The sequence below is a fragment of the Photobacterium sp. DA100 genome, from assembly GCF_029223585.1.
Taxonomy (GTDB): domain Bacteria; phylum Pseudomonadota; class Gammaproteobacteria; order Enterobacterales; family Vibrionaceae; genus Photobacterium.
Window position 1 is genome coordinate 212,468 of record NZ_CP119423.1, and the last position, 26,572, is coordinate 239,039.

Genomic DNA, 26,572 nt, shown 5'->3' on the forward strand with positions numbered 1-26,572 from the left:
ATAGCACGGTATGTTTCGGAACCCACTAACTATTGGGATTGATATCGGCCATCACAGCATTAAAGCGGTGGTCTTGCGACAGAAAAAGCCAGAGCTCGAGCTTGTTGCCTTTGCCGAGGTGGAATGGCCCACCCCAGTGTTAAACAACCAGAATAGCGTAAATGCCCCTGCGTTGTTGTCAGCCGTGCGTAAATTAAAGAAAGGGCTGCCCTTTGGCGCGCGGCGGACGGTGCTGGCCCTGCCCGATAGCGCGATCATCAGCAAGGTGATCCAGCTTGACAGCCACCTCACGGAAGAGGAGTCAGTGTTTGCGGTTGAGCAGGCTATTAGCGCCTCGTCGCCGTTCCCTGTCGAAGAGCTCAGGCTGGACTTCTTTCCAATCCCCGCGGAGTCATTTGGCGAGCCGGCACAGACCCACCCGGTTCAGGTTTACGCGGCCCGTAAAGAAACCATCGATAGCCGGGTGGACGCACTGCGCCAAGTCAGGCTTTCCCCGACAGTGGTGGAACTGCAAACCCATGCCTTGGTCTGGCTTGAGCAGTACCAGGCCGAGCGGCTAGGCAGCGAGGGCTGCTGGGGGATGGTCGATATCGGCCAGAGCGCGACGGCGATTGGGATCCGGGTACCGGCCGGCACGGTTTACCGACGAGAACTGGCAATGGGGTGCGAGGCGATGTCGCAGATTGCGCAGACCCTGCCCGTTGGCGGTGGAAACGCCGAACGGGCCGAACAGTTTACCAAGCAGCTGGCCGATCACTTGAAGCGGCAACTGCAGCTCTACAGCACGACCTATCCTCGCTCGCCCCTGCAGGGGATCTGGCTGTCAGGCGGTGGGCAGCACCATGTTATTGAGGAAATGCTGGCAAGGATGCTGTCGATATCCGTCCGCAAGATAGAGCCGCTGTTGGGATTCCGCCGTTCGGCCAAGCTGGATCTTGTGCTGGAAGGCGGCTCCTTCGGCCAATTTGCTGTTGCTGCGGGGCTGGCCATCAGAGGGTGTTGTGAATGATAGCAAAAGTCAATTTACTCCCGTGGCGGGAAGAGGGGAAAAAGCGCTACCGACAGCGCTTCGGCCTGATGCTGGGAGGGGCTGTTGTGGCGGCGGTGTTGCTGGTGGGCATGAGCGGCTGGCTGTTCGATACGCAGCTCGATATCCAGTCGGAACGCAATACCCGGATACAACAGGAAATCAGCGTGCTTGAAAACAAACTCTCGTTGCTGCCGGAGATGGATATCCAGCGAGAAGCCCTGCTCAAGCGGCTGAGCGTGATCACCGATATCCAAAAAGGCCGCAACCATATCACCCAGTTGCTCGGCTTGCTGCCCGGTTTGGTTCCGCAAGGGGTGTATCTCGATGATATCTCGCTGACTGGCGAGCAGGTCAAGTTCAGTGGCAAAGGGGAGTCGAACGGGCATTTGGCTACTCTGTTGGCCAATGCTGAACAATCCGAATGGGTAAGGGATGTCACCATGCACTCGATAGTCCGTGCCAGTGATAAAGAAGCCTTGATCCAGTTTAAGGCGTCGTTTGTGCTGGCCTCATCGCCGGCCAGCAGCGATGGAAGGAGCCGCAATGATTGATTGGCAAGAATTGGAACTTGATGAAATGCCCGATTGGCCGTTGATGGCCCAGGCACTGGTTGTCCTTATCGTGGCCGGTGTAGTGGCATTGGCGGGGTACTGGTATTGGGTCTCCCCCCGGCTGGACAGTCTGGAAGGACTCAAGTCCCAAGAGCAGGAGCTGCGGCTGCAGCTTGTCCGGCGGGCCAACCAGGTGGCGGCGTTGCCGAAAGTCCGTGAGCAGGTGGAGATGTTGCACAGTCGCTACCTGCAAGTAGTGGAGCAGTTGCCCGAAGAGGATGAGCTATCGAGTCTGCTGGCCAGTGTGAATGACATCGGAGTACGCAATGGGCTTGATTTCCAGCGTATTGAATGGGCAGCACGGGTTGAGCACCCGCTGTTTTTCGAATTGCCGCTCCATATCAATGTCGTTGGCCGCTATGAGGATATAGGCCGCTTTGCCGCCGATATTGCCCAGCTGCCTCGCATTGTCTCGCTGAAGGATATCGATCTGCGCCGGAGCCACTCCCAGCCGGGGTTACTGCAGCTTAAGGTGGCGGCAACGACTTATCGTTTCAAGGCACCGTCGATGGAGGGAGCATGACGATCAAGCCAATTCTTTGTCTCGGGCTCTGGCTGGCACTGATGGGGTGCCAAGCCAATGATGACTCAGTCGAGCTGTTTATCAACCAGGCATACCAGCAGGCTGTCGCCCGCGTCGAGCCGCTGGATGAGCAGCCGGTTTTTGTGGCGCAAGTGTTCACGATGAGCAGTGAACGCTCTCCCTTTCAGTTGCCTCACCAGGAGCCTGGTATCCCCGGGTGGGAAGAAGGCAAAGCCTGTTGGCAGCCGAGGCAGAGGGAGCGCTCGTCACCCCTGGAGAGCTTTTCGCTTGATCAGCTCAGTATGCGCGGGGTGATAGGTGGTGGCGGCAAGGAGTGGGCGCTGATCCATACCCCCGATGGTGCGCTGGTCAGGGTAAGGGAAGGAAGTTATGTCGGCAGAAATCATGGCCGGGTAATGGCCGTCACGGCTAATAAGGTGGCCATAGAGCAAATTATGCCGGATGGGGACGGCTGTTGGTTGAAGATCCCCGCGATATTGAAGCTGGCATCGCAAGCACTACCAGAATAGAGATAGAACGGATGACAAGGAAATGGTTGCAGGCCCTGCGGTTGAGATGGGCAAAGAGAGTGGCACGGGGTGGCTGGGGGGTACTGCTCGGCGTGGCGTTGCTGCATGGCCATGCGGTTGCCGCCAACGCGGTCACGCAGATCAGCAGTATCGACTTTTCCCGTAACGTAAAGGGGGACGGCGTGTTGGAGGTGGTGTTGTCGAGCGGGGCCGTTGAGGTCGGTGCTCGGCGGCTGGATAAGCAACTGGTGATCGAGTTGCCGCAGGCAGAGCTGCCCGAGGAGTTGGTCTATGTGCTTGATGTCAAGGAGTTCGGCACCCCGGTACTCGCCGTTGAAACTTTCCAGGTGACAAGCGGTAGCCGGTTGGTACTGGCCGTTGAGGGGGATTACCGCTACGACTACATCACCCGGGATACGGCAGGGAGCACGTCGCTGTTAGTGACGGTACAGCCGGCCGTGCAGCCGCAGGGGGGCAATGGTGGCGGAGCGGGGATCCGCTACGATAGCAAGCCGATTTCGATTAACTTCCAAGATGTGCCGGTACGCAACGTGCTGCAACTTATCGCCGAGTATAACGATTTCAACTTGGTGGTCTCAGACTCGGTGCAGGGTAACCTGACTTTACGCCTCGACGAGGTACCCTGGCAACAGGTACTGGATATCATTCTCCGGGCTAAGGGACTGGACAAGCGAGAGCAGGGCTCGGTATTGATGGTAGCACCCAAGGAGGAGCTCGCCCGCAGCGAGCAGCAGGTGCTGGAATCGAAGCGCAAGGCCGAGGAGCTGGCCTCGCTGCGTTCGGAGATCTTCAAGATAAATTACGCCAATGCGCTTGAACTGGGAGGGCTGCTGCAGGGGGCCGATGACGGGATCAGCATGCTATCGGCCCGGGGCTCACTGCATATCGATGAGCGGACCAACTCTCTGATCATCAATGATATTCCTGACAGCCTGGCCAATATCCGTGACATAGTGGCAGCGCTAGACATACCGGTACAGCAGGTCGAAATCGAAGCCAGGATTGTCACCATCAACGAGGGGGATATCGATGAACTGGGCGTCCGTTGGGGGATCCTCAAGACCAACGGCAGCTCGACGGTTGGTGGCTCGATCGAGGGGAATTTGGCGTCGGCCGGGCTGCTGGATATCACCGATGGCGAGAAGGCGGTGGAGAACTTCCTCAATGTCAACTTGGGGGCAACCTCTCCCGGCGCCTCAAGCATTGCCTTTCAGGTCGCCAAGATGGGCGATATCTTGCTCGACCTGGAGCTCTCGGCCCTGCAGTCGGAACAGAAGGCTGAAGTGATCTCCAGCCCAAGGCTGGTGACCACCAACAAGAAAATGGCCTACATCGAGCAGGGAACTGAAATTCCCTACCTCGAGGCGGCTTCCAGCGGTGCCGTTTCGGTCAGCTTCAAGAAAGCGGTGCTGAGCCTGATGGTGACCCCGCAAATCACCTCGGACGGTAACCTGGTGCTGGATCTGGTGGTGACCCAGGACAAAAAAGGCAAGGTGGTGCAAACCGGTACGGGTGAAGCGGTGGCCATCGACACCCAGCGTATCGGTACCCAGGTGCTGGTGGCAAACGGCGAAACGGTGGTGCTCGGCGGGATCTACCAGCACGCCATCAATAATACGGTACGCAAGGTGCCGCTGCTGGGGGATTTGCCCATGCTGGGGGCACTGTTCCGCCATCGGCTGGAAGAGCTGGGCAAGAAGGAGCTGCTGATTTTTGTCACGCCCAAAATTGTCTACCAGTGATCTATTTTTGGCCGCGCGCTGGGACAATAATCGTCCCAGCATTGCGCCAGAACGGAATTAATCCCCACCTAGCTATTGCCAACAGCGGCCTTGTCCTGAGATAATTTTCGATCTTATCACGAATTAAATGTGAGGAAGTTGGCGCCTCGGGCTTGATTTATCGAAGCCTGCGGGCGGTGTCGTTTTATTAACCGCGCGTAAATATTGCTAAAAATGGCTGAAAAACGAAATATTTTCCTGGTCGGCCCGATGGGTGCCGGCAAAAGTACTATCGGTAGACACCTTGCACAGCAGCTGCATATGGAGTTTTTTGATTCAGATACTGTGATTGAAGAGCGTACCGGTGCTGATATTAGCTGGGTATTCGATGTTGAAGGTGAAGACGGCTTCCGTGCTCGTGAAGAGAACGTGATTGACGATCTGACTCAGAAGCAGGGGATTGTGCTGGCAACGGGTGGTGGCTCGGTGAAGAGCAAAGAAAGCCGTAACCGCCTTTCTGCCCGTGGCATTGTGGTCTACCTTGAGACGACTATCGAGAAGCAGCTGGCACGTACTCAGCGCGATAAAAAGCGTCCACTACTGCAAACTGATACTCCTCGCGACGTATTGGAATCACTTGCAGACGAGCGTAATCCATTGTATGAAGAAGTAGCAGACTACGTGGTTCGCACTGATGATCAGAGCGCCAAGGTAGTTGCTAATCAAATCATCAAAATGCTAGAAGAGCGTTAATCGAAAAGAGAGCTGGCCATGGAACGGATCAACGTCAATCTTGGTGACAGAAGTTACCCTATCTCAATCGGCGCCGAGTTATTCGATAACCCGGCGTTGTTTTCCTCTGCCATCCCGGCAGGCCGACGCGTTGTTGTGGTCAGTAATGAAACGGTAGCCCCGCTGTATGCCGAGCAGATCATCGGGACTATCCGTTCGCTGCCAAGCGACGTCGCTTTGCTGTCACTGCCCGACGGCGAACAGTACAAAACCCTCGATACTTTCAATCAAATCATGTCCTTCCTGCTAGAAGGCAACTACGGCCGCGATGTGGTCCTGGTCGCCCTGGGCGGAGGGGTGATTGGGGATATTGTCGGTTTTGCGGCTGCCTGCTTCCAGCGCGGGGTGGATTTTGTCCAGGTCCCGACCACACTACTGGCCCAGGTCGACTCCTCGGTCGGCGGCAAGACGGCGGTCAATCATCCGTTGGGTAAAAATATGGTCGGGGCGTTCTACCAGCCGAAAGCGGTAGTGATCGACAACCACTGCTTGCAGACCTTGCCTGCCCGCGAGTTTGCAGCAGGTATGGCGGAAGTGATCAAGTACGGCATTATTGTCGACGCTGATTTCTTTGTTTGGCTCGAGCAGAACATCGACAAGCTTCAAGCCCTTGATAACGATGCCCTGAGTTATGCCATTGCCCGTTGCTGCCAAATCAAGGCCGATGTGGTGGCGGCTGACGAAAAGGAATCGGGGGTTAGGGCATTGCTTAACCTTGGCCATACCTTCGGTCATGCTATCGAGGCCGAAATGGGCTATGGTAACTGGCTACACGGAGAAGCGGTTGCTGCTGGCACGGTACAGGCTGCCCGCACCGCGCAACTGCAGGGGCTTATCGCAGAGGAAGATGTCGAGCGTATTATCCGCTTGCTGGAAAAAGCCAACCTGCCGGTAAAAGGCCCGGAAGGCATGGACTTTGATGCTTACATGAAGCATATGATGCGAGACAAAAAAGTACTTTCTGGTCAGCTGCGTCTGATCCTGCCGACCGGTATTGGCAGTGCAGAAGTCGTCGCTGGTGTACCGGAAGACGTACTGCGCCAAGCGGTACAAGCCTGATCCCGTAGGTTGCCTATGAGCCGCGGCCTACACTTGAACCCGCTGGATTTGGATTCCCAAGTCCAGCTTCTTTCCCGACTGCAGTTTCTCACCCGCTTCAGCTCCAACCTCATCCAGGTGACGGGTAATGAAGGGGCCGGTAAAACCTGGCTCTCCCAGCGCTATCTCGAACACTGGGCCGGTGATTCCCGCCAGTCCTTACTGCTTTGCCATCCCAACCAGCAGGACGGTCAGCACCGCTCGATTATACTCCAGCAACTTGCTCCCCGCGCCGTGTTCAATGAGCAGGATCCGCTCGGCCAGAGTCTTGAACGTTTGTGTCAGGGCCAGCCGGTCAATGCGTTGATCGTGGTTGATGATGCGCATTTGCTGAGCCAGGAACTGGTGGCTGAGCTGTGGGGGATTGTGCAGCAGGCCCGTCTCTATCCGGACTGGCAGGTCAATGTACTGCTGTTTAGCTACAGCAGCAGGCTGGATAAATACCTGGGCCAGCTGGTACAGGGACAGGGCAACACGCCGCTGGAGGTAGAAATCGGTCCGCTGTCGGAACAAGAAGCCCAGTTGATGGTCGAAAAGTTGTTTGATGGCGAGCACCTTGATGCGCAGGGAAGGCGGAGGATCCGCGAGCTGGCTTCAAGCTGTGCCCCGCTGCCGGGGGAGTTGCTCAAGCTCGAATTAGCAGAGGATAAGGATATGGCTGAAAAAGTATCCCGCAGGGTATCGCCGCTGGCGCTGCTGGGCGGATTGGTTGTGGTCGTGGTCGCCGTGATAGCCTGGTGGTTCATGCCGCTTGACGATGAGCGCCCGACTCCGGGGGGGATCCCTCAAGCACAGTTGGATCGGCTGCCGGACGAGCCGGCTGAGACGGCCATCGCAGATGATAATGCGGTTTCGCCGGTGCCTGATTCAACGCCAGCCGTTGAAGAGGACAGCCATGCCCTGCCGCCGGATGTGTCGGTCGAAGGGCTGACGGTCGGCCGTCGTGATAGTGCCCCTCGGGTTGTCGTGCCCTCCGATGTGGTTGACGCAATGCTGGATGAACAGCAGCTCGGCGGCACTGGCGAGCAGGCGGTCGCCGAACGCCAGGATAGCCTGCAGCCGAGCTTACCCGAAGGACAGCCGGTAGCGCTGCCAGAGGTTCACCCCGATGGTGACAGCCCGCAACCAGTCCCCGAGGCAGGGGAAGACTCCGCAGCCCGCTCTGAGCCGCCGGTTGAGGTGACCGAGCTCGATGCCGCGGAGGGCGCTGCGGTAGAGGAAGGGGCATCGGCTGTCGCTGCCACTCCCGTTGTCGCTCAAGAGCTGGGCAGCAAGCTGCGCGCAGTTGCGCCTGAGCACTATGCCCTGCAGCTGGCGGCAATGCGCTCATTGCCGACCGCCCAGCAGTTTATCCTGGATTATGATATCGAAACCTTGGCCGAAGTGTACGAGACCCGCCGTAACGGTGTGGCGTGGTTTATTATCGTCACCGGCGACTACCCGGATGTGCAGTCGGCACGCCTTGCCGAAAGCCGTCTGCCGGCCCAGTTGCAGTCGGTCGATCCCTGGGTGAAGTCCTACCGCCAGATCCATACTGAAATGGATCGGGCTAAATAACCTGTTTCTTTGTCAGATATTTCCCTCAAGCGGTACAGACACAGATTGAAATGGTGTACAATCCGCCACCTTTCGTTACAAAGTCGGTATTGGTGGTCAGCTGAATGAAAAAGCATCGTGCATTCCTGAAATGGGCTGGAGGTAAATATTCTCTGGTCGAGGAGATCGAGCGCCACTTGCCGCCTGCGCGAAAATTGGTCGAGCCCTTTGTCGGTGCCGGCTCGGTTTTTCTCAATACGGATTTCGAGCAGTACCTGCTTGCCGATATCAATCCCGATTTGATTAACCTCTACAATATCCTCAAGGACAACCCCGAGCAGTATGTGCGCGATTCCAAGGCGCTATTTACCCCGGAATATAATCAGAAGGGGGCATACCTGGAGATCCGTGAGGCGTTCAACAACACCCAGGATCCGTACTTGCGCTCGTTGTACTTCCTGTACATGAACCGCCACGGTTTCAACGGATTGTGCCGCTACAACAAGAAAGGTGGCTTCAATGTGCCGTTCGGCTCGTACAAGAAGCCGTACTTCCCGGAAGATGAGCTGTATTTCTTTGCCGAAAAAGCCAAGCGGGCCACCTTTGTCTGCGAGGGCTACCAGCAGACTTTCTCGCGGGCGCGCAAGGGGTGTGTCGTGTACTGTGATCCACCGTATGCGCCACTCTCGACCACGGCAAACTTTACGTCATATGCCGGCAATGGCTTCAGCCTCGATGATCAGGCGGCGTTGGCCGATGCCGCCGAGAAGGCGGCAACCGAGCGCGATATACCGGTGCTGATTTCCAACCATGACACCACCTTGACCCGCCGCTTGTACCACGGTGCCGAGCTGTCTGTGGTTAAGGTCAAGCGTACCATCAGCCGCAATGGCGGTGGCCGTAACAAGGTCGATGAGCTGCTGGCCCTGTTTCGGCCGTCACAAGGCTAAGCACACGCTAGCCGCTGCTGACCAGCTGGCTGATAGCGACCAGCACCCCGACAAACAGCGCGATAGCAGCGAGACCGGCCACAATAAATGGCAGCGGGCGCTGCTGGCTGAAATCTATCTCCCTGTTTTTCTCCGACTGCACCCCGAACAGTGCCCCGGCGATGCTTTTCACTAAGTTGGGGCGGGGCGGTTTGCGCTCGGCCATGGTTTATCTCCGTATAAAACAGTCACTGTTGAGTTTCTATATCTACCGCTTGCGACATCCGGCAGCCCGAACATAAGTGTAGCTGCCCTGTGGCACACCCATCTCGAAATCCGGTAAGACATCATCTTGAGGATCGGGTAGAATTGCGCCGACTTCCGATAACGTTTTCGTTTGTACCGTATAGAGGCTGAACATGAAGGACTTTTTGATCGCTCCATCTATCCTGTCTGCAGATTTTGCTCGTCTTGGCGAGGATGTAGAGAAAGTATTGGCAGCTGGTGCCGATGTCGTGCACTTTGACGTGATGGACAACCACTACGTACCGAACCTGACTTTCGGTGCGCCAGTGTGCAAGGCCCTGCGTGACTACGGTATTACTGCGCCGATCGACGTACACCTGATGGTGAAGCCGGTGGATCGCATTATTCCTGATTTTGCCAAGGCCGGTGCGACCATGATCACTATCCATGCCGAAGCGACCGAGCACCTGGATCGCTCACTGCAGCTGATCAAAGAGCACGGCTGCCAGGCCGGTGTGGTATTTAACCCGGCAACGCCGCTGCACTACCTTGACTACATCATGGACAAGGTTGACATGATCCTGTTGATGTCGGTCAACCCGGGCTTCGGCGGCCAGTCGTTTATCCCAGCGACACTGGACAAGCTGCGTGAAGTGCGCAAGCGCATCGATGCCTCAGGCCGCCAGATCCGTCTTGAAATTGACGGTGGGGTGAAGGTCGACAACATCCGCGAAATCGCCGAAGCCGGTGCGGATATGTTTGTGGCGGGCTCGGCGATTTTCAGCCAGCCGGACTACAAGGCGGTGATCGATGAAATGCGTGCTGAGCTGGCCAAGGTTGAGCGCTAATGAGCCAGTTGAGCGGTATAGATTTTATTGCTTTTGACCTCGACGGTACGCTGCTCGACAGCGTGCCGGACTTGGCCGATGCAGCTGACAAGACCATGCGCGCCTTGGGCCGCGCGGGGGTGACGGTTGAGCAGGTCACCACCTGGATTGGCAACGGGGCCGATATCCTGATTGGCCGCGCCCTGAGCCAGAGCATTGATGTTGACCCGGCTCTCGACCCAGCCTTGCACCGTGAAGCCAGGGCGCTGTTTGACCGCTTCTACGAAGAAGGCGGCCATGAGAAGAGCGCGCTTTACCCTGGGGTCAGGGAGACGCTGGCGGCATTCCATGCTGCTGGGCTACCGATGGCTATCGTGACCAACAAGCCGGCCCAGTTTGTACCGCACTTGCTGGAAGAGCATGGCATCGCCGAGTATTTTGTCGATGTCATCGGTGGCGATACCTTCCCGCTGAAAAAACCGGATCCGTTTGCCCTGAACTGGTTGCTCGACAAACACCAGATCACGGCAGAGAAAATGCTGATGGTCGGTGACTCCCGTAACGATATCTTGGCGGCGAAAGCGGCGTCATGTTATGTTGTGGGGCTGACTTACGGCTACAACTATGGCCAGCCGATCAGCGAAAGTAACCCAGATATTGTACTGGATCACTTCAGTCACTTGGCAGAAGTGGTTAAACTAGGCAGCTAGTACGTTCGGTGTTGTGCCGAGCCTGGATTGATATTGTGTCTGCGGCAGATAGCCGCAGCTTTTTTGTGACATAGGAAAATCTCATCATGACCAAACCCATTGTATTGAGTGGCGTACAGCCTTCAGGTGAATTAAGTATCGGTAATTATCTGGGTGCGCTGCGTCAGTGGGAACAGATGCAGGATGATTATGATTGCCAGTACTGTGTTGTAGACCTGCATGCCATCACTGTGCGCCAGGACCCAAAAGCGCTGCACGAAGCGACGCTGGACGCGCTGGCGATTTGCTTGGCTGTTGGTGTAGATCCAAAGAAGAGCACCCTGTTTGTTCAGTCGCACGTGCCTGAGCATGCCCAGCTTGGCTGGTTGCTGAACTGCTACACCCAAATGGGTGAGCTGAGCCGCATGACCCAGTTCAAGGACAAGTCGCAGCGCCACGCCAACGATGTGAACGTTGGCCTGTTCGGCTACCCGGTACTGATGGCGGCCGATATCTTGCTATACGGTGCCCACCAGGTACCCGTGGGTAGCGATCAGAAGCAGCACCTTGAGCTGGCACGCGATATCGCAACCCGCTTCAACAACATCTACGGCGATGGCGAAGCGATCTTCCAGGTGCCTGAGCCATACATCCCGACGGTAAACGCACGCGTGATGAGCCTGCAGGATGCGACCAAGAAGATGTCGAAGTCGGATGATAACCGCAAGAACGTGATCACCCTGCTGGAAGAGCCGAAGGCGATCATCAAGAAGATCAACAAGGCCCAGACCGATACCGAAACACCACCGCGTATCGCCCACGATATCGAGAACAAAGCCGGGATCTCCAACCTGATGGGGCTGTACTCGGCAGCAACCGGCAAGACGTTTGCTGAAATCGAAGCGCAGTACCAGGGCGTTGAGATGTACGGTCCGTTCAAGAAAGACGTCGGTGAAGCGATTGTGGCGATGCTCGAGCCTATCCAGTCGGAATACCACCGTATCCGCGCTGACCGTGCCTTCCTTGACGAAGTGATGAAAGCCGGTGCCGAGAAGGCGTCTGCCCGCGCAGCTGAAACGCTTAAGAAAGCGTATGCAGCAGTAGGTTTTGTGGCTCGCCCATAATGCCAGCGCAGCGCTAAACACCGAAAACCGGCCTCTGGCCGGTTTTTTTTCGTCTATGCTTGCCTTTTTGCTGTCCTGCTGCACAATAGGCCGCTGTATTTTCCAGGGAGCAGAAGTACCCATGCTATTGATGATCGATAACTACGACTCGTTTACCTACAACCTGTACCAGTATTTCTGTGAGCTGGGGGCCGAGGTGAAGGTGGTACGTAATGATGACATCGATATTGCGGGCATCGAGGCGCTGGCCCCGTCCCACCTGGTGATCTCGCCGGGCCCCTGTACCCCGAATGAAGCGGGGATCTCGCTGGCGGCTATCCGCCACTTTGCTGGCAAGCTGCCAATCCTCGGGGTTTGCCTCGGCCATCAGTCCATTGCCCAGGTGTTTGGTGGCGACGTCGTCCGCGCCCGCCAGGTGATGCACGGCAAGACCTCCCCGGTTATCCATACCGACCGCAGCGTGTTTGCCGGGCTGAATAACCCGCTCACCGTGACCCGCTATCATTCGCTGGTGGTCAAGGCTGAGACGTTGCCTGATTGCTTTGAAGTCACGGCGTGGACGGAAAAAGACGGCGTGCGCGATGAAATCATGGGGATCCGCCATAAAACGCTGCCGATCGAAGGGGTCCAGTTCCACCCGGAAAGTGTCCTGACCGAGCAGGGCCATCAGCTGCTGGCGAATTTCCTTCGCCGTTGAGTGTGTCAGCCGCTGGCAGCAGGAAATGCTGCCATGCCCCGTTTGTGCCCCACTTTTTGTCCCCCCCCTCGTTCATCTCTGCACCAAAATTCGTGGAATCCGTCTTCACGGCTGTCCCAAGGACGCGATCCTTGTCACCTTTCTTAACATTTGCTTAGCTTTTTTGCATTTTTTGGCACGGAAAAATTATGCAGCTCCGGGGCGGGGAATGATTTTATTTCCTTGCAGGAAAAACACCTTTTTGTGATCTGGGCTTAATAAGTTTTCCGCAACCCCGCATAAATATGTATTTTGTAGGTAATTAACCGGTCACTGGTGGGGAATAAAAAAATATTCTGCTATTGGAATTGGTTAATAAAATGTAAATACTATGCTTAGGGCAAAAACGAGAGAAGGAAACGATAATGGCAAAGGAGTATAGCGTCGATCGTCAGGTGTTCGATGAAGTAATGGTGCCGTGCTACGCACCGATGCAGATGATCCCGGTCAAGGGTCAGGGTGCTCGGGTGTGGGACCAAGACGGGCGGGAGTATATTGATTTTGCCGGCGGCATCGCGGTGAGCTGTTTGGGGCATTGTCACCCGGTGATGGTGGATGCGCTCAAGGCGCAGGCCGAGAAGATCTGGCATCTCAGCAATGTCATGACCAACGAGCCGGCACTGCGGTTGGCTAAGCTGCTCACCGAACACAGCTTTGCCGAGAAAGTCTTTTTTGCCAACTCCGGGGCCGAGGCCAATGAGGCTGCGCTGAAGTTGGCGCGCCGTTATGCGGCGGATAAATTTGGTCCGGAGAAGTCCGAGATTATCTCCTTCAAGCAAGGTTTCCACGGCCGGACCTTTTTCACTGTGACTGTCGGTGGCCAGGAAGCGTATTCCGATGGCTTCGGGCCCAAGCCGGGCGCGGTCACCCACCTTGCCTATAACGATCTGGCCAGCCTGGCCGAGCACATGTCGGAGCGGACCTGTGCGGTGATGATGGAGCCGCTGCAGGGCGAGGGCGGTATTGTGTCGCCGACGCCGGAATTTGTGCAGGGGGTCCGCGAGCTGTGTAACAAGCACAATGCCCTGCTGATCTTCGACGAGGTGCAGACTGGCAATGGCCGGACAGGGGATTTCTATGCCTACCAGGGGCTGGGAGTGACGCCGGATATCCTCAGTACTGCCAAATCCCTTGGCGGCGGTTTCCCTATCGGTGCCATGCTGACCACAACCGCGTTGGCAGCGCACCTTAAAGTCGGTACCCATGGGTCGACATACGGTGGTAACCCGTTGGCTTGTGCAGTGGCCGAGGCGGTGGTCAGTGAAGTGACCAAGCCGGAAGTGCTGGCTGGGGTCAAGCAGCGTGAGCAATGGTTCCGCGAAGCCCTTGCAGCAATCAATGCCAAGTATCCGGTGTTTGCCGAAATCCGCGGCAAGGGCTTGCTGCTGGGCGCGGCACTCAACGAGGAGTGGCAGGGCCGGGCAAGAGATATTCTTGTTGCTGCCGGTGAAGAAGGGCTGATGGTGCTGGTCGCCGGGGCTAATGTCGTGCGCTTCACCCCGTCTCTGGTGATTGACAAAGCCGATATCGACGAGGGCATGGCCCGGCTCGAGCGTGCCATCGCCAAAATCTATTCATAAGTTTAGTCAACTGGTTGCGGCTGGCAGGAGCTTGGCCGCTGCCTCCGGCCCTGTGCCGGTATTCTCATTCATTGGCAGCGTTGCTGCAGCTTGCATCAGGAGGGAGTTCGATGCTGGTTATACGTCCTATTACTGCCGCGGATCTGCCGGCACTACTACAGTGCGCGGAAGAGTCGGGCCATGGTTTCACCTCGCTACCGGTTAACGAGGAAATCCTCGCCAACCGGATTCAACACTCTGAAGAGAGCTTTGCCAAGGCGGTGACCCTGCCGGGTTCGGAAGGTTACCTGATGGTGGCGGAAGATACCGAGACCGGGGAAATTGCTGGGACGACGGCGATCGAAGCCGCCATTGGGTTGGATAATCCGTTCTATACCTACCACTTGAGTACCGTAGTGCACTCGTCCCGCCGCCTCAATGTCCACAACGTGGTCAAGGTGCTGACCTTTGGCAATGACTACACCGGCGTAAGTGAGCTTTGTACCCTGTTCCTGCGTCCGGAGTGGCGGCAAGGCCTCAATGGCCGGCTGCTGTCTAAATGCCGTTTCCTGATGATGGCGCAGCACCCCGAGCGCTTTGACAGCACCGTCATTGCCGAAATGCGCGGGGTATCGGATGAAGACGGCCATTCCCCGTTCTGGGAATGGCTCAAAGAGCATTTCTTCTCGATTGACTTCACCCTGGCTGACTACCTGACTGGTATCGGCAAGAAGGGTTTTATCGCCGACCTGATGCCGAAGCTGCCTATTTACGTCAACTTGCTCAGCCCTGAAGCCCAGGCGGTGATCGGAGAAGTACACGAGAAGACCCGCCCGGCACTGCGTTTGCTGGAGAATGAGGGGTTCACCTGCCGCGGCTATGTCGATATTTTCGATGCCGGTCCGACCGTCGAGTGCGATGTCAGAAATATCGAGTCGGTCCGTCACTCGCAAGTATGCCGGGTCGAGATCGGCCAACCGGCCGGGCAGACCGATTGCATTGTCAGCAATACCTCATTTACCCATTTCCGAGCGGTGGTCGACAAGGTCGATGTACTGGATGGCACCGCGCTGCTGAGCCCAGAGGCAGCCAGGGCGTTGGACGTTAAACAAGGGGATCAGGTGCGCCTGATCGCCCAGTAAAGGAGAACATCATGACTCAATGGATTGCAGGTCGCTGGCTCGCCGGCGAAGGGCAGGCGATGCAGTCGCTCAATCCCTATACCGGTGAAGTGGTGTGGCAGGGCCAGACCGCAACGGCTGAGCAGGTCGAGCAGGCTGTGTCTGCCGCGAGGGCAGCCCTGGTGGGCTGGCGCCACACACCGTTGGCCGAGCGCCAGGCGATAGTCGAACGGTTTGCCGAGCTGGTCAAAGCCCATAGCGAGGCCATTGCGGTGGTGATTGCCGAGGAAACCGGTAAGCCGCTGTGGGAGACCCGCACCGAAGCCGGGGCCATGGTCGGCAAGATTGCGATATCGCTGCGCGCCTACCATGAACGTACCGGCGAGAAGCAGAAAGAGGTTGCGGGTACCCAGGCCGTGCTTCGCCACCGCCCGTTGGGGGTGATGGCGGTGTTCGGGCCGTATAATTTCCCGGGGCATTTGCCTAACGGCCATATTGTGCCAGCGTTACTGGCGGGCAATACCGTGGTGTTCAAACCCTCGGATCTGACGCCGAAGGTCGCGGAAGAGACCATGAAGCTATGGCAGCAGGCCGGGTTACCGGACGGGGTTATCAACTTGGTGCAGGGGGCCCGAGAAACCGGGGAAGCCCTGGCTGGCTCGAAAGGGATTGATGGCCTGCTCTTTACCGGCAGTGCCAATACCGGCCACTTGCTGCACCGTCAGTTTGCCGGCCAGCCGGGTAAGATGTTGGCGCTCGAGATGGGCGGCAACAACCCGATGGTGATCTCCCGTCACTTTGGCGAGCTGGATGCCACTGTCTACACTATTATTCAGTCTGCCTTTATCAGTGCCGGCCAACGTTGTACCTGTGCCCGCCGGCTCTATCTGCCGCACGGCACGGAAGGCGATCGCATTTTGGCCCGTTTGATTGAGCTGACCCGGCAAATCCGGGTGGGCGGCCAGTTTGACGAGCCAGCCCCGTTCATGGGGGCGCAAGTCTCGGTCCAGGCCGCCGACAATATCATCCAGGCCCAGTCGCGACTGGTCGAGATGGGCGGCGTCTCGCTGCTGCCGGCGGCCCGTGGCCAGGGGGCGATTGTCACCCCGGGAATCATTGAGGTTAGCCAAATCGCTGAGCTGCCGGATGAAGAATATTTTGGCCCATTGCTGCAGGTTGCCCGCTACCGCGATCTGGAGGAGGCGGTGGAGAAGGCCAATGACACCCGCTACGGCCTGTCGGCAGGCCTGGTGTCGACCGATGACAGCGAGTGGCAGTACTTTATCGAGCATATCCGGGCCGGGATCGTCAATCGCAACCGCCAGTTGACCGGGGCCAGCGGCGATGCGCCATTCGGTGGGCCGGGAGCGTCTGGCAACTTGCGGCCGAGTGCGTATTACGCGGCAGACTACTGTGCGTACCCGATGGCCTCGATGGAAGGTGAGCAGCCGGAGCTACCAGCCCAGCTTTCACCGGGGATCATGCTTTGAGGGCCATCGACAATCATTCACTAGCCAAAGAGGATAGCGAGCACATGGAAAGGGTAGAGCAACTATTTGAACAGTTATGGCAGGATTACATCCAGCGCCTGTGCCCCTCGGCTGCCCAGGTTCACGATCTGCTGACCGAGGAGGAGCCGCTGCTCAACGACCATATTGCGCTGCGGACATTCAACTTGCCGAAGGTCGGTCTTGACCGGCTGGCGGCACCGTTTATCGCGCTTGGCTACAAGCCGTGTGGCCGTTATCACTTCGAGGCCAAGAAGCTGTACGCCGAGCACTTTGAGCACCCCAATCCACTGGCACCCAAAGTGTTTATCAGCGAGCTGATGGTCGGCCAGTTTAGCTCCTTGCTGCAGCAAACGGTCAGGGATCTGGTTGATCAGGTTCCCGAGCAGGCCATGCACGATCCGGCCTTTTTGTATGGTGGCCGATTGTGGGATCTGGACTACGCGACCTATGAGTTGCTGGCGGCAGAGAGCGAATATGCCGGCTGGCTGGCCGCCCATGGTTTCGGGGCCAATCACTTTACTGTCAGCCTCAACCAGCTCGAGCAGTTTACCGAGGTGGCCGAGGTCAATCACCTACTGCGCCATAACGGTTTCGAAATCAATAGTTCGGGCGGTGAGGTCAAGGGCAGTCCCGAGGTGATGCTGGAGCAGTCATCGACCATGGCTGATAGGGTAGAGGTCGGCTTTACCGATGGTGTGTATACCATCCCCGGTGGCTTCTATGAGTTTGCCAAGCGTTATCCGAAGGAAGACGGCGAGCTGTATACCGGCTTTGTCGAGGCGTCGGCTGACAAGATCTTCGAAAGTACCGACGCAGGTTAACGTCGCAGCCCTCGCTGCAGCGGGTAGCGTAAAAGTCCCAAGCCCAAGAGCCTGTGGCCACTTGCTGTCACAGGCTCAGTTCTATGCGTTGTACTAATGCTTGAAACTGTCGAGCGGATAGCCCAAGTGAGCTCCAGGCGAGTGGCGCTTCACCCTCTCGTGCTGCTCGAGGTAGTGGCGGCTGTCACTGAAACCGGTCATTTCGATGGTATCAGGAAGCGGCGAAATGATCCCGCGGTGCAAGTGGTGGGAGCTGTGTGGTGAAAAGCGTTCGATGTCCATACCGGTATTCCATTACAGGTGATGAGGGTTGATATGCACAATGTAGCATTAAGCGGTGTAGATACAAGCATAAAAACAGTGATGCGCTAGACAGTAATGCTGTGTAAGTATGAAAGGGGCGGGCGAGAGGCAATAAAAAAAGCCGCATGATGCGGCTTTTGGCTATCTGCTTGTTCAAACGGGCTGCTTAGCGCGTACCGTAAACAACGATGGTCTTACCGTGGGCTGAGATCAGGTTCTGCTCTTCCAGCATCTTCAAGATGCGGCCCACCGTCTCGCGGGAACAGCCAACAATCTGGCCGATTTCCTGACGGGTGATCTTGATCTGCATACCGTCTGGGTGCGTCATTGCGTCTGGCTGTTTGGCCAGGTTCAATAGTGTCTGTGCGATACGGCCGGTAACATCCAAGAATGCCAAGTCACCTACTTTCTGGCTCGTCACCTGAAGGCGGCTTGCCATCTGTGCCGATAGGCGCATTAGGATATCCGGGTTAACCTGGATAAGCTGGCGGAATTTCTTGAACGAAATTTCTGCTACTTCACAAGGGGTCTTGGCACGAACCCAAGCGGTACGCTCTTGGCCTTCTTCGAATAGGCCTAATTCACCGATGAAGTCACCTTGGTTTAGGTAAGACAGGATCATTTCCTTACCTTCTTCATCCTTGATCAGGACCGCAACAGAACCTTTGACGATGTAGTAGAGCGTCTCTGCTTTTTCACCCGCGTGGATCAAAGTACTCTTTGATGGGTATTTATGAATGTGGCAATGGGAAAGAAACCACTCTAGAGTTGGATCTGTTTGAGGTTTACCTGGAACCATATTACTAACTTCCTCTGCGTTTGTTGCCCAACAACGACGTCCTTCAAAATGAGGCTGGGCCTAATCATAATTAGCTCGTCGTTTAGGATATTCAGTCAACCGCTGGGCTGCAAGCTCACGTGAATAATTAGTTCAGATTTTATCTTTTTTCGGCGCGCTTTTCTTGATATTGATCTATCTGAAAAGGCCATTTTGTAGTCATAAGTGTGCACATGATCACACAGTTGCTAGATAGTGCCCAAAGCCCCTAAAAGTTGTAAGGAGAAAGCAATGCAATCACGAGTGAAATGGGTCGAAAATATGACCTTTCTAGGACAGTCAAATTCTGGCCACAGCGTAGTTATGGACGGTAACGGTGGCGAAAAAGCACCGAGTCCGATGGAGTTGGTATTGATGGCTGCAGGCGGGTGTAGCTCGGTGGATGTGGTTGATGGTCTTAAGTCGGCGGGGCAGAAAATTACCGGCTGCGAAGCGCAGATCTCCTCGGTACGACGCGAGCAGGCCCCGCGCATTTTTACCACGGCCAATTTGCATTTCGTCGTCACTGGTGAAAACTTGGATGAAGCGGTTGTGGCCAAGACGGTAGCAGACTCGTTGGAAAAATACTGCTCGGTATGCCTGATGTTGGGTGAAGGGGTCGAGATGACCCATTCATACGAAGTGCTGGAGCAGCTTTGATCTAGCGGCATTAGTCGAGATCGGCGAGCAGCGCCAGTCGCTGCTCGGCGGTCAGCTCGGTGACGGCCCGGTAGTGGGGATGGTCGATCCCCATTTTCACATGGGCCCCCTGCTTGAGCAGGCTGATGTCTGACTGGCTCAGCTCAAAGCGCAAGAAGTGGACGCTGGATGTTTTGTTCCGGTCTTCCCGGGCTAGGTCCTCGTCGCATATAGGACTTACTCGCTCCCCGCCATTGACTTGGATCCACGTTTTCCGTTCAATACCGACCAGCCGCTGCAGCTGGCGTTTGCGCTCCTCCGGCGCCGGGTACTCGATCATCATCGTAGCCTTCCAATTACTGCCGTCGGGGATCAGCGGATTGTAGGCCGCAAGTTCGTCGGCGATCCCTTCGGGCTCGAAGATCCGCTCAACGCGCAGCATTTCCTGGATCTGGTACTGGATGGTCAGCCTGTCTTCGAAATAGAGCTTTACATCGGGGCCGATCGCGATGCGCCGTGGCTGTTTATGGGCCATTACCCGCTGCCGGAACTCAGGCCGTTGGCGGGCATATACCTCGAGGGACATTAGGTCGGAAGCGGAAAGGGTCATGGGAGCTCCTTGTTGGTTGAAGGTCATAGCCCATAGGCTTTGCGCAGTAAGGTAATGGGATGCTCGGCCTGCTCGATATTGCTGGCCAAATTGGCCAGGTGGGTGGCTGCCATCGGGCAGTCGCTGGTGAAATGATCCAGCGGATGCAGCTCGAGTTTGCGGACCACCGGGCGGCCAATTTTAACGGCGAGCTCATGGCTCTCGACCTTGACCGCGTAAGTACCGTCGTGGCCGGAGCAGCGCGGCTGGGTATGCAGGGTCGTGCCGGGAACCAACTTGAGGATCTCTTCGGTTTTCATGCCGATATTCTGCACCCGCTGGTGGCAGGCGACTTGGTAGCCGATGTCTCCCAGGGGATGCGGAAAGTCGGTGTTGAGCAAGCCGGCCTTGTGGCGGAGCGACAGATATTCAAAAGGGTCGAAGAAGGCGTCCCGCACCCTTAGCACGTCCGGGTCATCCGGAAACAACAGCGGCAGCTCCTGTTTGAACATCAGTACGCACGAGGGGATGGGGGCGGTAAGGTCGAAGCCTTGCTCAACCATGCCCAGCAGCACCGGGATATTGCGTTCCTTGGCCTGGCGGACACTTTCGAGATCTCCCAGCTCCATTTTGGGCATTCCGCAGCACTGCTCGGATTTTACCAGCTCGATGGCGATACCGTTATGCTCGAAGACTTTGAAGAAGTCGGTGCCGACGGCGGGGCTGTTGTAGTTGCCATAGCAGGTGGCGAACAGGGCGATCTTGCCGGTTGTCCCGTTGGCGGGCTGGGGGGCAATCGCCGACGGCACGTTGGGGACGGATTTGCGCAGGGTTCGGCTGTGGTAAGCCGGGACCGGGGCGTCCTTGTGCACCCCGGCTTTGTGCAGTACTCCCCGGAAATGCACATTGTTGTTGAGGGCGTTGACGGTTTTGTCGATGACGGGAAGGGTCGCGGCTTTGCCGACGGCGTCAGTGCTCGACAAGATCTTGTCACGGAGGCTGGCACCATGGTGCTTGAAGTGGTTCGCCTTGGCGCGTAGCATCAGGTGGGGAAAGTCGACATTCCACTCATGAGGCGGAACATACGGGCATTTGGTCATGTAGCACATATCGCAGAGATAGCACTGGTCGCTCACCTTGCTAAAGTCTGCTGGGTCGACGCCGTCAACTTCCAGGGTGGATGACTCATCGATCAAATCGAATAGGGTCGGGAAAGCGTGGCATAGGTTGACGCAGCGGCGGCACCCGTGGCAGATATCAAATACCCGCCCCAGCTCTTGGTTAAGGGCATCGGTGTCGTAAAAGTCTTCACTTTGCCAGTCGATGGCATGGCGGGTCGGGGCTTCTATCCCGCCCTCTTTTTTGTTTTTCATGGCATGGTTCCCGGTAGGGAAGCAGAAGGCACGGCTCCTGCTTCAGGTGCTGCCATAGGCGGACTCAGTCGTCGAGCTGGTCTAGGGCTTTCTGGAAGCGGTTGGCGTGGCTTCGCTCGGCCTTAGCGAGGGTCTCGAACCAGTCGGCAATTTCATCGAAGCCTTCCTCGCGGGCTTTGGCGGCCATGCCCGGGTACATGTCGGTGTATTCGTGGGTTTCGCCAGCAATGGCGGCTTTGAGGTTATTGCCGGTATCGCCCATAGGCAAGCCGGTAGCCGGGTCACCGACCTCTTCGAGGTACTCAAGGTGGCCATGGGCATGACCGGTTTCCCCTTCGGCCGTGGAACGAAAGACGGCTGCGACATCGTTGTAGCCCTCGACATCGGCTTTGGCGGCAAAGTAGAGGTAGCGCCGGTTGGCCTGGCTTTCACCGGCGAAAGCATCTTTGAGGTTCTGTTCAGTGGCGGAGCCTTTGAGAGCCATGGGAAGTCCTCCTCTTGGTAATTATTGAGACATCACTCAATAAGATTAAAGAAGAGAACTTCCATTTCAGCCAATAGATTCTCTAGGCCAATACCATCGCTTTTATCGATGGTTTAACCGATTTTACCGGTATCGATCAATTGCTGGATCAGCGGCCGCATGATGAGCTCCATCGCGAAGCTCATCTTGCCGCCGGGTACCACCAGGGTGTTGTGGCGCGACATAAACGAGCCCTGAATCATTGACAGCAGGTAGGGGAAGTCGACATTCTTGATCCCGCGGAAGCGGATCACCACGAAGCTTTCATCCAGGCTCGGGATCCCCTTGGCACTGAGGGGATTGGAGGTATCGACCGTTGGCACCCGCTGGAAATTGATATGGGTGCGGGAGAATTGCGGGGTGATGTAATTGAGGTAGTCATCCATCGAGCGCACGATGGACTCCATCACCGCCTCGCGGGAGTGGCCGCGATCCCGGGTGTCCCTGACAATTTTCTGGATCCACTCGAGGTTGACGATAGGCACCATGCCGATAAGTAGGTCGACATGCTGGGCGGCATTGACCTCGCCATCAACCACCCCGCCGTGTAGCCCTTCATAGAACAGCAGGTCGGTATTTTCTGGCAGGGTCTGCCAAGGCGTGAACGTGCCCGGCATCTGGTTGTACGGCACGGCTTCGTCAAACGTGTGCAGGTAACGGCGGAACTGGCCGCTGCCGTCTGCGCCGTACTGGCGGAAGAAAGTCTCCAGCAGCGGGAAGTCGTTGGCCTGGGGCCCGAAATAGCTGATATGGCGGCCTTGCTCTTTGGCCTTGCGGATTTCGACGTCCATTTCCGGACGGGTGAAGCGGTGAAAACTGTCGCCTTCAAGCCAGGCAGCATTGATGCCCATCATATTGAACATCTTACGGAATGCTTCGGAGGTGGTAGACGTACCCGCCCCCGAGGACCCTGTTACTGCAATAATGGGGTGTTTTGCAGACATGACAAACCCTGTCGTTAACATTAACGGAAAGAGTTATTAACAGGGCTGGGCGGCAAGGTCAAGCCGGGATGTCAAAAATGCAGGGTCGACAGAATTTGCGAGGGGTTAGCGGTGTCCCAACTGGCGTTTGGATTTGATGTCGATGGTTTCATGCAGTTCCGAGTAAACGATCACCGCCTCGCCGCTTTCCAATTGCTGGCGCACCCTGGCTACCTTGGCAGCCAAGGACAGCTCGCGTTCGCCGTAGTCGGTCCCTTCGCGCAAGACGAAATGTTCGATGATGTTGGTCAGGGTTTCGGGATCAATGTCTTGCCAAGGGATATTCATAACGGCACTTTTTCTGTTGCAGACGATACGACGATTATATTGGCAAATACATCAGTTGTAGAGGGATAAGAGCGGTTCTAAGGCTCTGAGGTTCTATGGCCCTATGGGTAAAAGCCTAAGATATTAAAAAGTTAAAGGTTTGACACAGGCTGTCGGCTTTAAGATTCTGTTTGCAGGACCGCAGGACCGCAGGACCGCAGGACCGCAGGACCCAGAGTTTCACTCCTGAACTAGGAGCCAGAACCTAGGATCTTGTGAAACCACGCTGGCACTGTCTTCTCCAGCCAGAAGTCCGGTTGGCGCCACGAACCGGTGACGAAGCCGACATGGCCGCCGTACTGGTACAGATCATATCGGATATGGGGGGGAAGCGGGCCGGTGGGGATCACGGCCTCGGTCATGAACGGGTCGTCCTTGGCGTGGATCACCCGCAACGGGATGGCGACATCGCCCAGTCGGGACAGCCCGCTGCAGCGCTGGTAGTAATCGGCGGCATCCTTGAAGCCGTGCAGCGGCGCGGTGACGAACTCGTCGAATTGCCACAGGGTTTCGAGCTGTTTGGCATCTTCGCCCGAGAGAGGCATCGCATCGGGCAGGGCGGCGATCTTCCGCTCCAGGTTGCGCTTCATCGAGCCGAGCAGGTACTGCTGGTAGACTTTGGAGAAGCCTTGCTGGATCCGCTCCGAGCAGGCAGCTAGATCCAGCGGGGGAGAAATCACCTGGGCGGCCGTGAGCTGCGAGTGGTCGCCACTTTCGGCCAGGTAGTTGACCAACATATTGCCACCGAGCGAGACCCCGACGGCAAAGAAAGGGCGCCCGGGGAGTTGCTGGCGCAGCCACTGGATGAAAAAGCGGGCATCGCTGGTTTCCCCCGAATGGTAGCCGCGTGGCTTGCGGTTCAGCTCGCCGCTGCAGCCGCGAAAGTGCATCATTACCCCGAGCCAGCCCTGTTGCTTGGCGGCATGGAGCAAACCGTTGGCATAGGGGCTGTGGAAGCTGCCTTCCAGGCCGTGGAACAGGATCAGCACCGGTTGGCGGGGCAGGCAGTCGGCAGCAGGCGCAGTCCAGGCCAAATCGAGGAAGTCACCATCCGGCGTCTCGATCCGCTGGGTAAGGGGCATGAACAATGGCTTGCGGCGCAAAAAGCGCGGCAGCAGGGTCTGCAGGTGGGGATTGGCAAGCCCTTTGGCTGGGTGGAAAGCCATTGTCATAACGTTACCTCGGTGTTATTTCGCCAGCAGTTTGTCAATTAATGCCATGGCTCCCTGGCGATGGCAATAGCGGGCCAGGTTCGCGGCCGGCTCTTGCTCTGCTACGTGGCGAAGCAGCATTTGGTTTAGCACTGCTATCAAGTCATGCTGCTGCTGGCGCTCCATCTGCAGTTCGAAGTCCTTGAGTTGCTCGTACCCGTCGCTATCTAGCTGGGGTTTCAGCGCTCGGCGCATATGACGGTAGCGTTCGAGTAAGCCTTCGGTCGGCTGGAGGCTGTCCTCCAGCTGCAGCAGCTGAGCGTGCGAGAGGCCAATGGCCTGTGCATCGAGCCAGATCATCAGCAGGGCCAGATTGACGCTACCTTTGTGGAAAGTCTGCAGAGCCAGGCAGGCGGCCTCGACGTCCGCCTTGAAATAATGGTTGTAGCTGAACTGCCAAAAAGCATCATGGCTCAGTGCATTACTCTGGGGCATGCTGCTGCTCCATCGCCTCGAGTTCTTCCTGCAGCTCCATCCATTCCATCTCGACCTCTTCTAGCGATGACTTGGCATCGGCTTGAAGCTGCAGCTGTTCGTTGAGGCGTGCCTTGTTTTCCGCCTCGTAGATGCTGCTGTCGCTGAGCTGGGCTTCGGCATCGGCGATAGTGGCATTGAGCTTGTCCATCTTGGTTTCAAGCTGGGTGATTTTCTTGCGCAGCGGGGCGGTGAGCTTGCGCAGCTCGGCCTCGAGGCGCTTTTGCTCTTTGCGCGAGGCGGCGCTGTTGTCCTTGGTCACATCCGGCTTGCTGGCCTGCAGCTCGCGGCGCTCGTTGCGCTGCTGTTCGGTCAGCCACTTGTGGTAGTCATTGAGATCACCGTTGAACGGTACGACTTGGCGATCATGGACCAGATAGAGATCATCGGTGGTAGCACGCAGTAGGAAACGGTCGTGGCTGACAATCACCATGGCACCATCATAAGACTGCAGGGCAAGCGTGAGCGCCTGGCGCATGTCGAGATCGAGGTGGTTGGTCGGTTCATCGAGTAGCAACAGGTTAGGGCGCTGCCATACAATCAGCGCCAAGACCAGACGGGCTTTCTCGCCACCGGAGAACGGGCCGACCTTTTCCAGCGCCTTGTCACCCAAGAAGCCGAAGCTGCCGAGGTAGTCGCGCAGTTGCTGCTCGGTGGCCTGCGGGGCAATACGGGCCATATGCTGGACCGGGGTGTCGTCCATGTACAGGGTCTCGAGTTGGTGCTGGGCAAAGTAGCCAATCTTCACACCTTGCGAGTAGGCCAGATCCCCGGCCTTGGCAGGCAGCTCGCCAGCCAGCATCTTGATCAGGGTCGACTTACCGGCACCGTTGCGGCCCAGCAGGCCGATGCGGCTGCCCGGCACCAGATTGAGACGGATCTTCTCGAGGATCAGGTTGTCGCCATAGCCGGCGGCGACTTGGTCCATCATCAAGATAGGGTTCGGCAGGGCGCTCGGCTCGCGGAATTCGAAGCTGAACGGGTTGTCGAACTGGGCCGGCAGGACTTTTTCCATCCGCTCCAGCGCCTTGATCCGGCTCTGGGCCTGGCGGGCCTTGCTGGCCTTGTAGCGGAAGCGGTCGATATAGGACTGCATGTGGGCCATCTGCTTCTGCTGCTTTTGGTACATCGCCTGCTGCAAGATCAGTTTTTCTGCGCGCTGGGTTTCAAACGACGAGTAGTTACCGGTGTAGCTATTCATGGTTTGGTTTTCGATATGGATGATCCGGTTGACCACAGGATCGAGAAAATCGCGGTCGTGCGAGATCAGCACAAGGGTACCGCGGTAGCTCTGCAGCCACTTCTCCAGCCACATCACGGCATCGAGGTCGAGGTGGTTGGTTGGTTCATCGAGCAGCAGCAGATCGGAGCGGCATAGCAGGGCCTGGGCGAGGTTGAGGCGCATCCGCCAACCACCTGAGAATTGGGTCAGGTGCCAGCTCATTTGCTCCTGCGAGAAGCCCAGGCCGTCCAGCAGCTCGGCGGCACGGGCACGGATACTGTAGCCACCGATGGCTTCCAGCTTGCCGTGCAGCTCCGCGACCTTGGTGCCGTTGTCAGCTTGCTCTGCGGCGTGCAGATCGGCTTCCAGCTGGCGGTATTCACGGTCACCGTCAATCACGTACTCCAGCGCCTCGCGCTCGAGGGCAGGGGTTTCCTGAGCAACCCATGCCAGCTCCCAGTTGGCCGGGTACTGGCAGTTGCCGGCATCGACACTGAGCTCATGCTTGAGCAGGGCAAACAGGGTGGATTTACCACAGCCATTTTTGCCGACCAGACCGACCTTGTCGCCCGGGTGGATAGTCGCCGTGGCTTGGTCAAGCAGGATCTTGCCACCGCGTAGAAGTTGGATATCGGAAAAAGTGATCATTGACTGTGCCGGGGATGCCCGCTCCGCAAAAACTAAAT

General features: G+C 57.0%; 29 protein-coding genes. 18 read left to right on the top strand and 11 right to left on the bottom strand.

What is annotated here, in order from left to right; translation table 11 throughout:
* Nucleotides 1-10 precede the first annotated feature (10 nt).
* The 9 genes from pilM to dam all read left to right on the top strand — a co-directional run bounded on the left by pilM (nt 11) and on the right by dam (nt 8,812).
* On the top strand, nt 11-1,009 hold the full coding sequence (pilM, locus tag PTW35_RS01025) for a type IV pilus assembly protein PilM (RefSeq protein ID WP_281026189.1): 999 nt from the start codon (nt 11-13) through the stop codon (nt 1,007-1,009).
* The gene (locus tag PTW35_RS01030) at nt 1,006-1,581 is read left to right on the top strand and encodes a PilN domain-containing protein (protein WP_281026190.1); all 576 of its coding nucleotides are present in this window, start codon (nt 1,006-1,008) and stop codon (nt 1,579-1,581) included. The genes pilM and PTW35_RS01030 overlap by 4 nt, the downstream gene beginning before the upstream one ends.
* Nucleotides 1,574-2,164, top strand: coding sequence for a type 4a pilus biogenesis protein PilO (gene pilO, locus PTW35_RS01035; RefSeq protein WP_281026191.1), 591 nt, complete (start codon nt 1,574-1,576; stop codon nt 2,162-2,164). Before PTW35_RS01030 ends, pilO begins: the two co-directional genes overlap by 8 nt.
* Nucleotides 2,161-2,694, top strand: coding sequence for a pilus assembly protein PilP (locus tag PTW35_RS01040; RefSeq protein ID WP_281026193.1), 534 nt, complete (start codon nt 2,161-2,163; stop codon nt 2,692-2,694). The genes pilO and PTW35_RS01040 overlap by 4 nt, the downstream gene beginning before the upstream one ends.
* An 11-nt stretch (nt 2,695-2,705) precedes the next feature.
* Entirely contained in the window at nt 2,706-4,457 is a 1,752-nt protein-coding gene (locus tag PTW35_RS01045) for a type IV pilus secretin PilQ family protein (RefSeq protein ID WP_281026194.1), read from the top strand.
* Between the two features lie 213 nt (nt 4,458-4,670).
* The gene (aroK, locus tag PTW35_RS01050; RefSeq protein WP_281026195.1) at nt 4,671-5,189 is read left to right on the top strand and encodes a shikimate kinase AroK; all 519 of its coding nucleotides are present in this window, start codon (nt 4,671-4,673) and stop codon (nt 5,187-5,189) included.
* Between the two features lie 18 nt (nt 5,190-5,207).
* A complete protein-coding gene (aroB, locus tag PTW35_RS01055) occupies nt 5,208-6,287 on the top strand; it encodes a 3-dehydroquinate synthase (protein WP_281026196.1) in 1,080 nt (359 codons plus the stop codon).
* Nucleotides 6,288-6,302: 15 nt separating this feature from the next.
* Nucleotides 6,303-7,883, top strand: coding sequence for an AAA family ATPase (locus PTW35_RS01060; RefSeq protein ID WP_281026197.1), 1,581 nt, complete (start codon nt 6,303-6,305; stop codon nt 7,881-7,883).
* A 104-nt stretch (nt 7,884-7,987) separates the two neighbouring features.
* Entirely contained in the window at nt 7,988-8,812 is an 825-nt protein-coding gene (gene dam / locus PTW35_RS01065) for an adenine-specific DNA-methyltransferase (protein WP_281026198.1), read from the top strand.
* Nucleotides 8,813-8,819: 7 nt separating this feature from the next.
* On the opposite strand, the gene PTW35_RS01070 is transcribed toward dam, so the two are convergent.
* Nucleotides 8,820-9,017 carry a DUF2970 domain-containing protein gene (locus tag PTW35_RS01070; RefSeq protein WP_281026199.1) on the bottom strand — a complete coding sequence of 66 codons (198 nt, stop codon included), beginning with the start codon at nt 9,015-9,017 and terminating at the stop codon, nt 8,820-8,822.
* Between the two features lie 193 nt (nt 9,018-9,210).
* Between PTW35_RS01070 and rpe the strand changes: the two genes are divergently transcribed.
* From rpe to PTW35_RS01110, 8 genes are all read left to right on the top strand, one after another.
* Nucleotides 9,211-9,885 carry a ribulose-phosphate 3-epimerase gene (rpe, locus tag PTW35_RS01075; protein WP_039469006.1) on the top strand — a complete coding sequence of 225 codons (675 nt, stop codon included), beginning with the start codon at nt 9,211-9,213 and terminating at the stop codon, nt 9,883-9,885.
* Nucleotides 9,885-10,574, top strand: coding sequence for a phosphoglycolate phosphatase (locus PTW35_RS01080; protein ID WP_281026200.1), 690 nt, complete (start codon nt 9,885-9,887; stop codon nt 10,572-10,574). Before rpe ends, PTW35_RS01080 begins: the two co-directional genes overlap by 1 nt.
* 86 nt (nt 10,575-10,660) lie before the next feature.
* The gene (trpS, locus tag PTW35_RS01085) at nt 10,661-11,677 is read left to right on the top strand and encodes a tryptophan--tRNA ligase (RefSeq protein ID WP_039469001.1); all 1,017 of its coding nucleotides are present in this window, start codon (nt 10,661-10,663) and stop codon (nt 11,675-11,677) included.
* 121 nt (nt 11,678-11,798) lie between these two features.
* Complete coding sequence (locus PTW35_RS01090) at nt 11,799-12,374, top strand: aminodeoxychorismate/anthranilate synthase component II (protein WP_039468998.1); 576 nt, start codon at nt 11,799-11,801, stop codon at nt 12,372-12,374.
* 404 nt (nt 12,375-12,778) lie between these two features.
* Nucleotides 12,779-13,993, top strand: a complete 1,215-nt coding sequence (locus tag PTW35_RS01095; protein WP_281026201.1) for an aspartate aminotransferase family protein — start codon at nt 12,779-12,781, stop codon at nt 13,991-13,993.
* A 110-nt stretch (nt 13,994-14,103) separates the two neighbouring features.
* Nucleotides 14,104-15,114, top strand: a complete 1,011-nt coding sequence (astA, locus tag PTW35_RS01100) for an arginine N-succinyltransferase (protein WP_281026202.1) — start codon at nt 14,104-14,106, stop codon at nt 15,112-15,114.
* A gap of 11 nt (nt 15,115-15,125) precedes the next feature.
* Nucleotides 15,126-16,583: a succinylglutamate-semialdehyde dehydrogenase gene (gene astD, locus PTW35_RS01105; RefSeq protein WP_281026203.1), complete on the top strand. Its 1,458-nt coding sequence runs from the start codon at nt 15,126-15,128 to the stop codon at nt 16,581-16,583.
* A 44-nt stretch (nt 16,584-16,627) separates the two neighbouring features.
* Nucleotides 16,628-17,425 (top strand): DUF1338 domain-containing protein, encoded by a 798-nt coding sequence (locus PTW35_RS01110; protein ID WP_281026204.1) that lies wholly within the window; start codon nt 16,628-16,630, stop codon nt 17,423-17,425.
* A gap of 93 nt (nt 17,426-17,518) precedes the next feature.
* Here the strand turns inward: PTW35_RS01110 and PTW35_RS01115 are convergent, their stop codons facing one another.
* A complete protein-coding gene (locus PTW35_RS01115) occupies nt 17,519-17,707 on the bottom strand; it encodes a hypothetical protein (RefSeq protein ID WP_281026205.1) in 189 nt (62 codons plus the stop codon).
* Nucleotides 17,708-17,894: 187 nt separating this feature from the next.
* Nucleotides 17,895-18,527: a cAMP-activated global transcriptional regulator CRP gene (crp, locus tag PTW35_RS01120; protein WP_036801200.1), complete on the bottom strand. Its 633-nt coding sequence runs from the start codon at nt 18,525-18,527 to the stop codon at nt 17,895-17,897.
* A 270-nt stretch (nt 18,528-18,797) separates the two neighbouring features.
* On the opposite strand from crp, the gene PTW35_RS01125 reads away from it, so the two are divergent.
* Nucleotides 18,798-19,205, top strand: coding sequence for an OsmC family protein (locus PTW35_RS01125; RefSeq protein WP_281026207.1), 408 nt, complete (start codon nt 18,798-18,800; stop codon nt 19,203-19,205).
* Between the two features lie 10 nt (nt 19,206-19,215).
* On the opposite strand, the gene PTW35_RS01130 is transcribed toward PTW35_RS01125, so the two are convergent.
* The 8 genes from PTW35_RS01130 to PTW35_RS01165 all read right to left on the bottom strand — a co-directional run bounded on the left by PTW35_RS01130 (nt 19,216) and on the right by PTW35_RS01165 (nt 26,534).
* Nucleotides 19,216-19,794: a DUF3501 family protein gene (locus PTW35_RS01130; RefSeq protein ID WP_281026208.1), complete on the bottom strand. Its 579-nt coding sequence runs from the start codon at nt 19,792-19,794 to the stop codon at nt 19,216-19,218.
* Between the two features lie 23 nt (nt 19,795-19,817).
* A complete protein-coding gene (locus PTW35_RS01135; protein ID WP_281026209.1) occupies nt 19,818-21,146 on the bottom strand; it encodes a heterodisulfide reductase-related iron-sulfur binding cluster in 1,329 nt (442 codons plus the stop codon).
* Between the two features lie 64 nt (nt 21,147-21,210).
* Nucleotides 21,211-21,630, bottom strand: coding sequence for a rubrerythrin family protein (locus PTW35_RS01140; RefSeq protein WP_281026210.1), 420 nt, complete (start codon nt 21,628-21,630; stop codon nt 21,211-21,213).
* Nucleotides 21,631-21,743: 113 nt separating this feature from the next.
* Nucleotides 21,744-22,613: a phosphoribulokinase gene (locus tag PTW35_RS01145; protein ID WP_281026211.1), complete on the bottom strand. Its 870-nt coding sequence runs from the start codon at nt 22,611-22,613 to the stop codon at nt 21,744-21,746.
* 105 nt (nt 22,614-22,718) lie between these two features.
* Entirely contained in the window at nt 22,719-22,940 is a 222-nt protein-coding gene (locus tag PTW35_RS01150; protein WP_281026212.1) for a YheU family protein, read from the bottom strand.
* A 230-nt stretch (nt 22,941-23,170) separates the two neighbouring features.
* Nucleotides 23,171-24,151, bottom strand: a complete 981-nt coding sequence (locus PTW35_RS01155) for a hydrolase (RefSeq protein WP_281026213.1) — start codon at nt 24,149-24,151, stop codon at nt 23,171-23,173.
* 15 nt (nt 24,152-24,166) lie between these two features.
* Nucleotides 24,167-24,625 (bottom strand): TIGR02444 family protein, encoded by a 459-nt coding sequence (locus tag PTW35_RS01160; RefSeq protein WP_281026214.1) that lies wholly within the window; start codon nt 24,623-24,625, stop codon nt 24,167-24,169.
* Nucleotides 24,612-26,534, bottom strand: coding sequence for an ABC transporter ATP-binding protein (locus PTW35_RS01165; protein WP_044622381.1), 1,923 nt, complete (start codon nt 26,532-26,534; stop codon nt 24,612-24,614). Before PTW35_RS01165 ends, PTW35_RS01160 begins: the two co-directional genes overlap by 14 nt.
* Nucleotides 26,535-26,572 lie beyond the last annotated feature (38 nt).

What these genes read in the sequence shown, in the direction of transcription:
- PTW35_RS01130 (WP_281026208.1), bottom strand. Translation starts at nt 19,794, where the DNA reads ATGACCCTTTCCGCTTCCGACCTAATGTCCCTCGAGGTATATGCCCGC.
- PTW35_RS01060 (WP_281026197.1), top strand. Translation starts at nt 6,303, where the DNA reads ATGAGCCGCGGCCTACACTTGAACCCGCTGGATTTGGATTCCCAAGTC.
- PTW35_RS01095 (WP_281026201.1), top strand. Translation starts at nt 12,779, where the DNA reads ATGGCAAAGGAGTATAGCGTCGATCGTCAGGTGTTCGATGAAGTAATG.
- PTW35_RS01150 (WP_281026212.1), bottom strand. Translation starts at nt 22,940, where the DNA reads ATGAATATCCCTTGGCAAGACATTGATCCCGAAACCCTGACCAACATC.
- pilM (WP_281026189.1), top strand. Translation starts at nt 11, where the DNA reads ATGTTTCGGAACCCACTAACTATTGGGATTGATATCGGCCATCACAGC.
- PTW35_RS01090 (WP_039468998.1), top strand. Translation starts at nt 11,799, where the DNA reads ATGCTATTGATGATCGATAACTACGACTCGTTTACCTACAACCTGTAC.
- PTW35_RS01080 (WP_281026200.1), top strand. Translation starts at nt 9,885, where the DNA reads ATGAGCCAGTTGAGCGGTATAGATTTTATTGCTTTTGACCTCGACGGT.
- PTW35_RS01160 (WP_281026214.1), bottom strand. Translation starts at nt 24,625, where the DNA reads ATGCCCCAGAGTAATGCACTGAGCCATGATGCTTTTTGGCAGTTCAGC.
- PTW35_RS01140 (WP_281026210.1), bottom strand. Translation starts at nt 21,630, where the DNA reads ATGGCTCTCAAAGGCTCCGCCACTGAACAGAACCTCAAAGATGCTTTC.
- PTW35_RS01145 (WP_281026211.1), bottom strand. Translation starts at nt 22,613, where the DNA reads ATGTCTGCAAAACACCCCATTATTGCAGTAACAGGGTCCTCGGGGGCG.
- trpS (WP_039469001.1), top strand. Translation starts at nt 10,661, where the DNA reads ATGACCAAACCCATTGTATTGAGTGGCGTACAGCCTTCAGGTGAATTA.
- pilO (WP_281026191.1), top strand. Translation starts at nt 1,574, where the DNA reads ATGATTGATTGGCAAGAATTGGAACTTGATGAAATGCCCGATTGGCCG.
- crp (WP_036801200.1), bottom strand. Translation starts at nt 18,527, where the DNA reads ATGGTTCCAGGTAAACCTCAAACAGATCCAACTCTAGAGTGGTTTCTT.
- PTW35_RS01110 (WP_281026204.1), top strand. Translation starts at nt 16,628, where the DNA reads ATGGAAAGGGTAGAGCAACTATTTGAACAGTTATGGCAGGATTACATC.
- aroK (WP_281026195.1), top strand. Translation starts at nt 4,671, where the DNA reads ATGGCTGAAAAACGAAATATTTTCCTGGTCGGCCCGATGGGTGCCGGC.
- rpe (WP_039469006.1), top strand. Translation starts at nt 9,211, where the DNA reads ATGAAGGACTTTTTGATCGCTCCATCTATCCTGTCTGCAGATTTTGCT.
- astD (WP_281026203.1), top strand. Translation starts at nt 15,126, where the DNA reads ATGACTCAATGGATTGCAGGTCGCTGGCTCGCCGGCGAAGGGCAGGCG.
- PTW35_RS01135 (WP_281026209.1), bottom strand. Translation starts at nt 21,146, where the DNA reads ATGAAAAACAAAAAAGAGGGCGGGATAGAAGCCCCGACCCGCCATGCC.
- PTW35_RS01040 (WP_281026193.1), top strand. Translation starts at nt 2,161, where the DNA reads ATGACGATCAAGCCAATTCTTTGTCTCGGGCTCTGGCTGGCACTGATG.
- PTW35_RS01070 (WP_281026199.1), bottom strand. Translation starts at nt 9,017, where the DNA reads ATGGCCGAGCGCAAACCGCCCCGCCCCAACTTAGTGAAAAGCATCGCC.
- PTW35_RS01155 (WP_281026213.1), bottom strand. Translation starts at nt 24,151, where the DNA reads ATGACAATGGCTTTCCACCCAGCCAAAGGGCTTGCCAATCCCCACCTG.
- PTW35_RS01030 (WP_281026190.1), top strand. Translation starts at nt 1,006, where the DNA reads ATGATAGCAAAAGTCAATTTACTCCCGTGGCGGGAAGAGGGGAAAAAG.
- astA (WP_281026202.1), top strand. Translation starts at nt 14,104, where the DNA reads ATGCTGGTTATACGTCCTATTACTGCCGCGGATCTGCCGGCACTACTA.
- PTW35_RS01045 (WP_281026194.1), top strand. Translation starts at nt 2,706, where the DNA reads ATGACAAGGAAATGGTTGCAGGCCCTGCGGTTGAGATGGGCAAAGAGA.
- PTW35_RS01125 (WP_281026207.1), top strand. Translation starts at nt 18,798, where the DNA reads ATGCAATCACGAGTGAAATGGGTCGAAAATATGACCTTTCTAGGACAG.
- PTW35_RS01115 (WP_281026205.1), bottom strand. Translation starts at nt 17,707, where the DNA reads ATGGACATCGAACGCTTTTCACCACACAGCTCCCACCACTTGCACCGC.
- dam (WP_281026198.1), top strand. Translation starts at nt 7,988, where the DNA reads ATGAAAAAGCATCGTGCATTCCTGAAATGGGCTGGAGGTAAATATTCT.
- aroB (WP_281026196.1), top strand. Translation starts at nt 5,208, where the DNA reads ATGGAACGGATCAACGTCAATCTTGGTGACAGAAGTTACCCTATCTCA.
- PTW35_RS01165 (WP_044622381.1), bottom strand. Translation starts at nt 26,534, where the DNA reads ATGATCACTTTTTCCGATATCCAACTTCTACGCGGTGGCAAGATCCTG.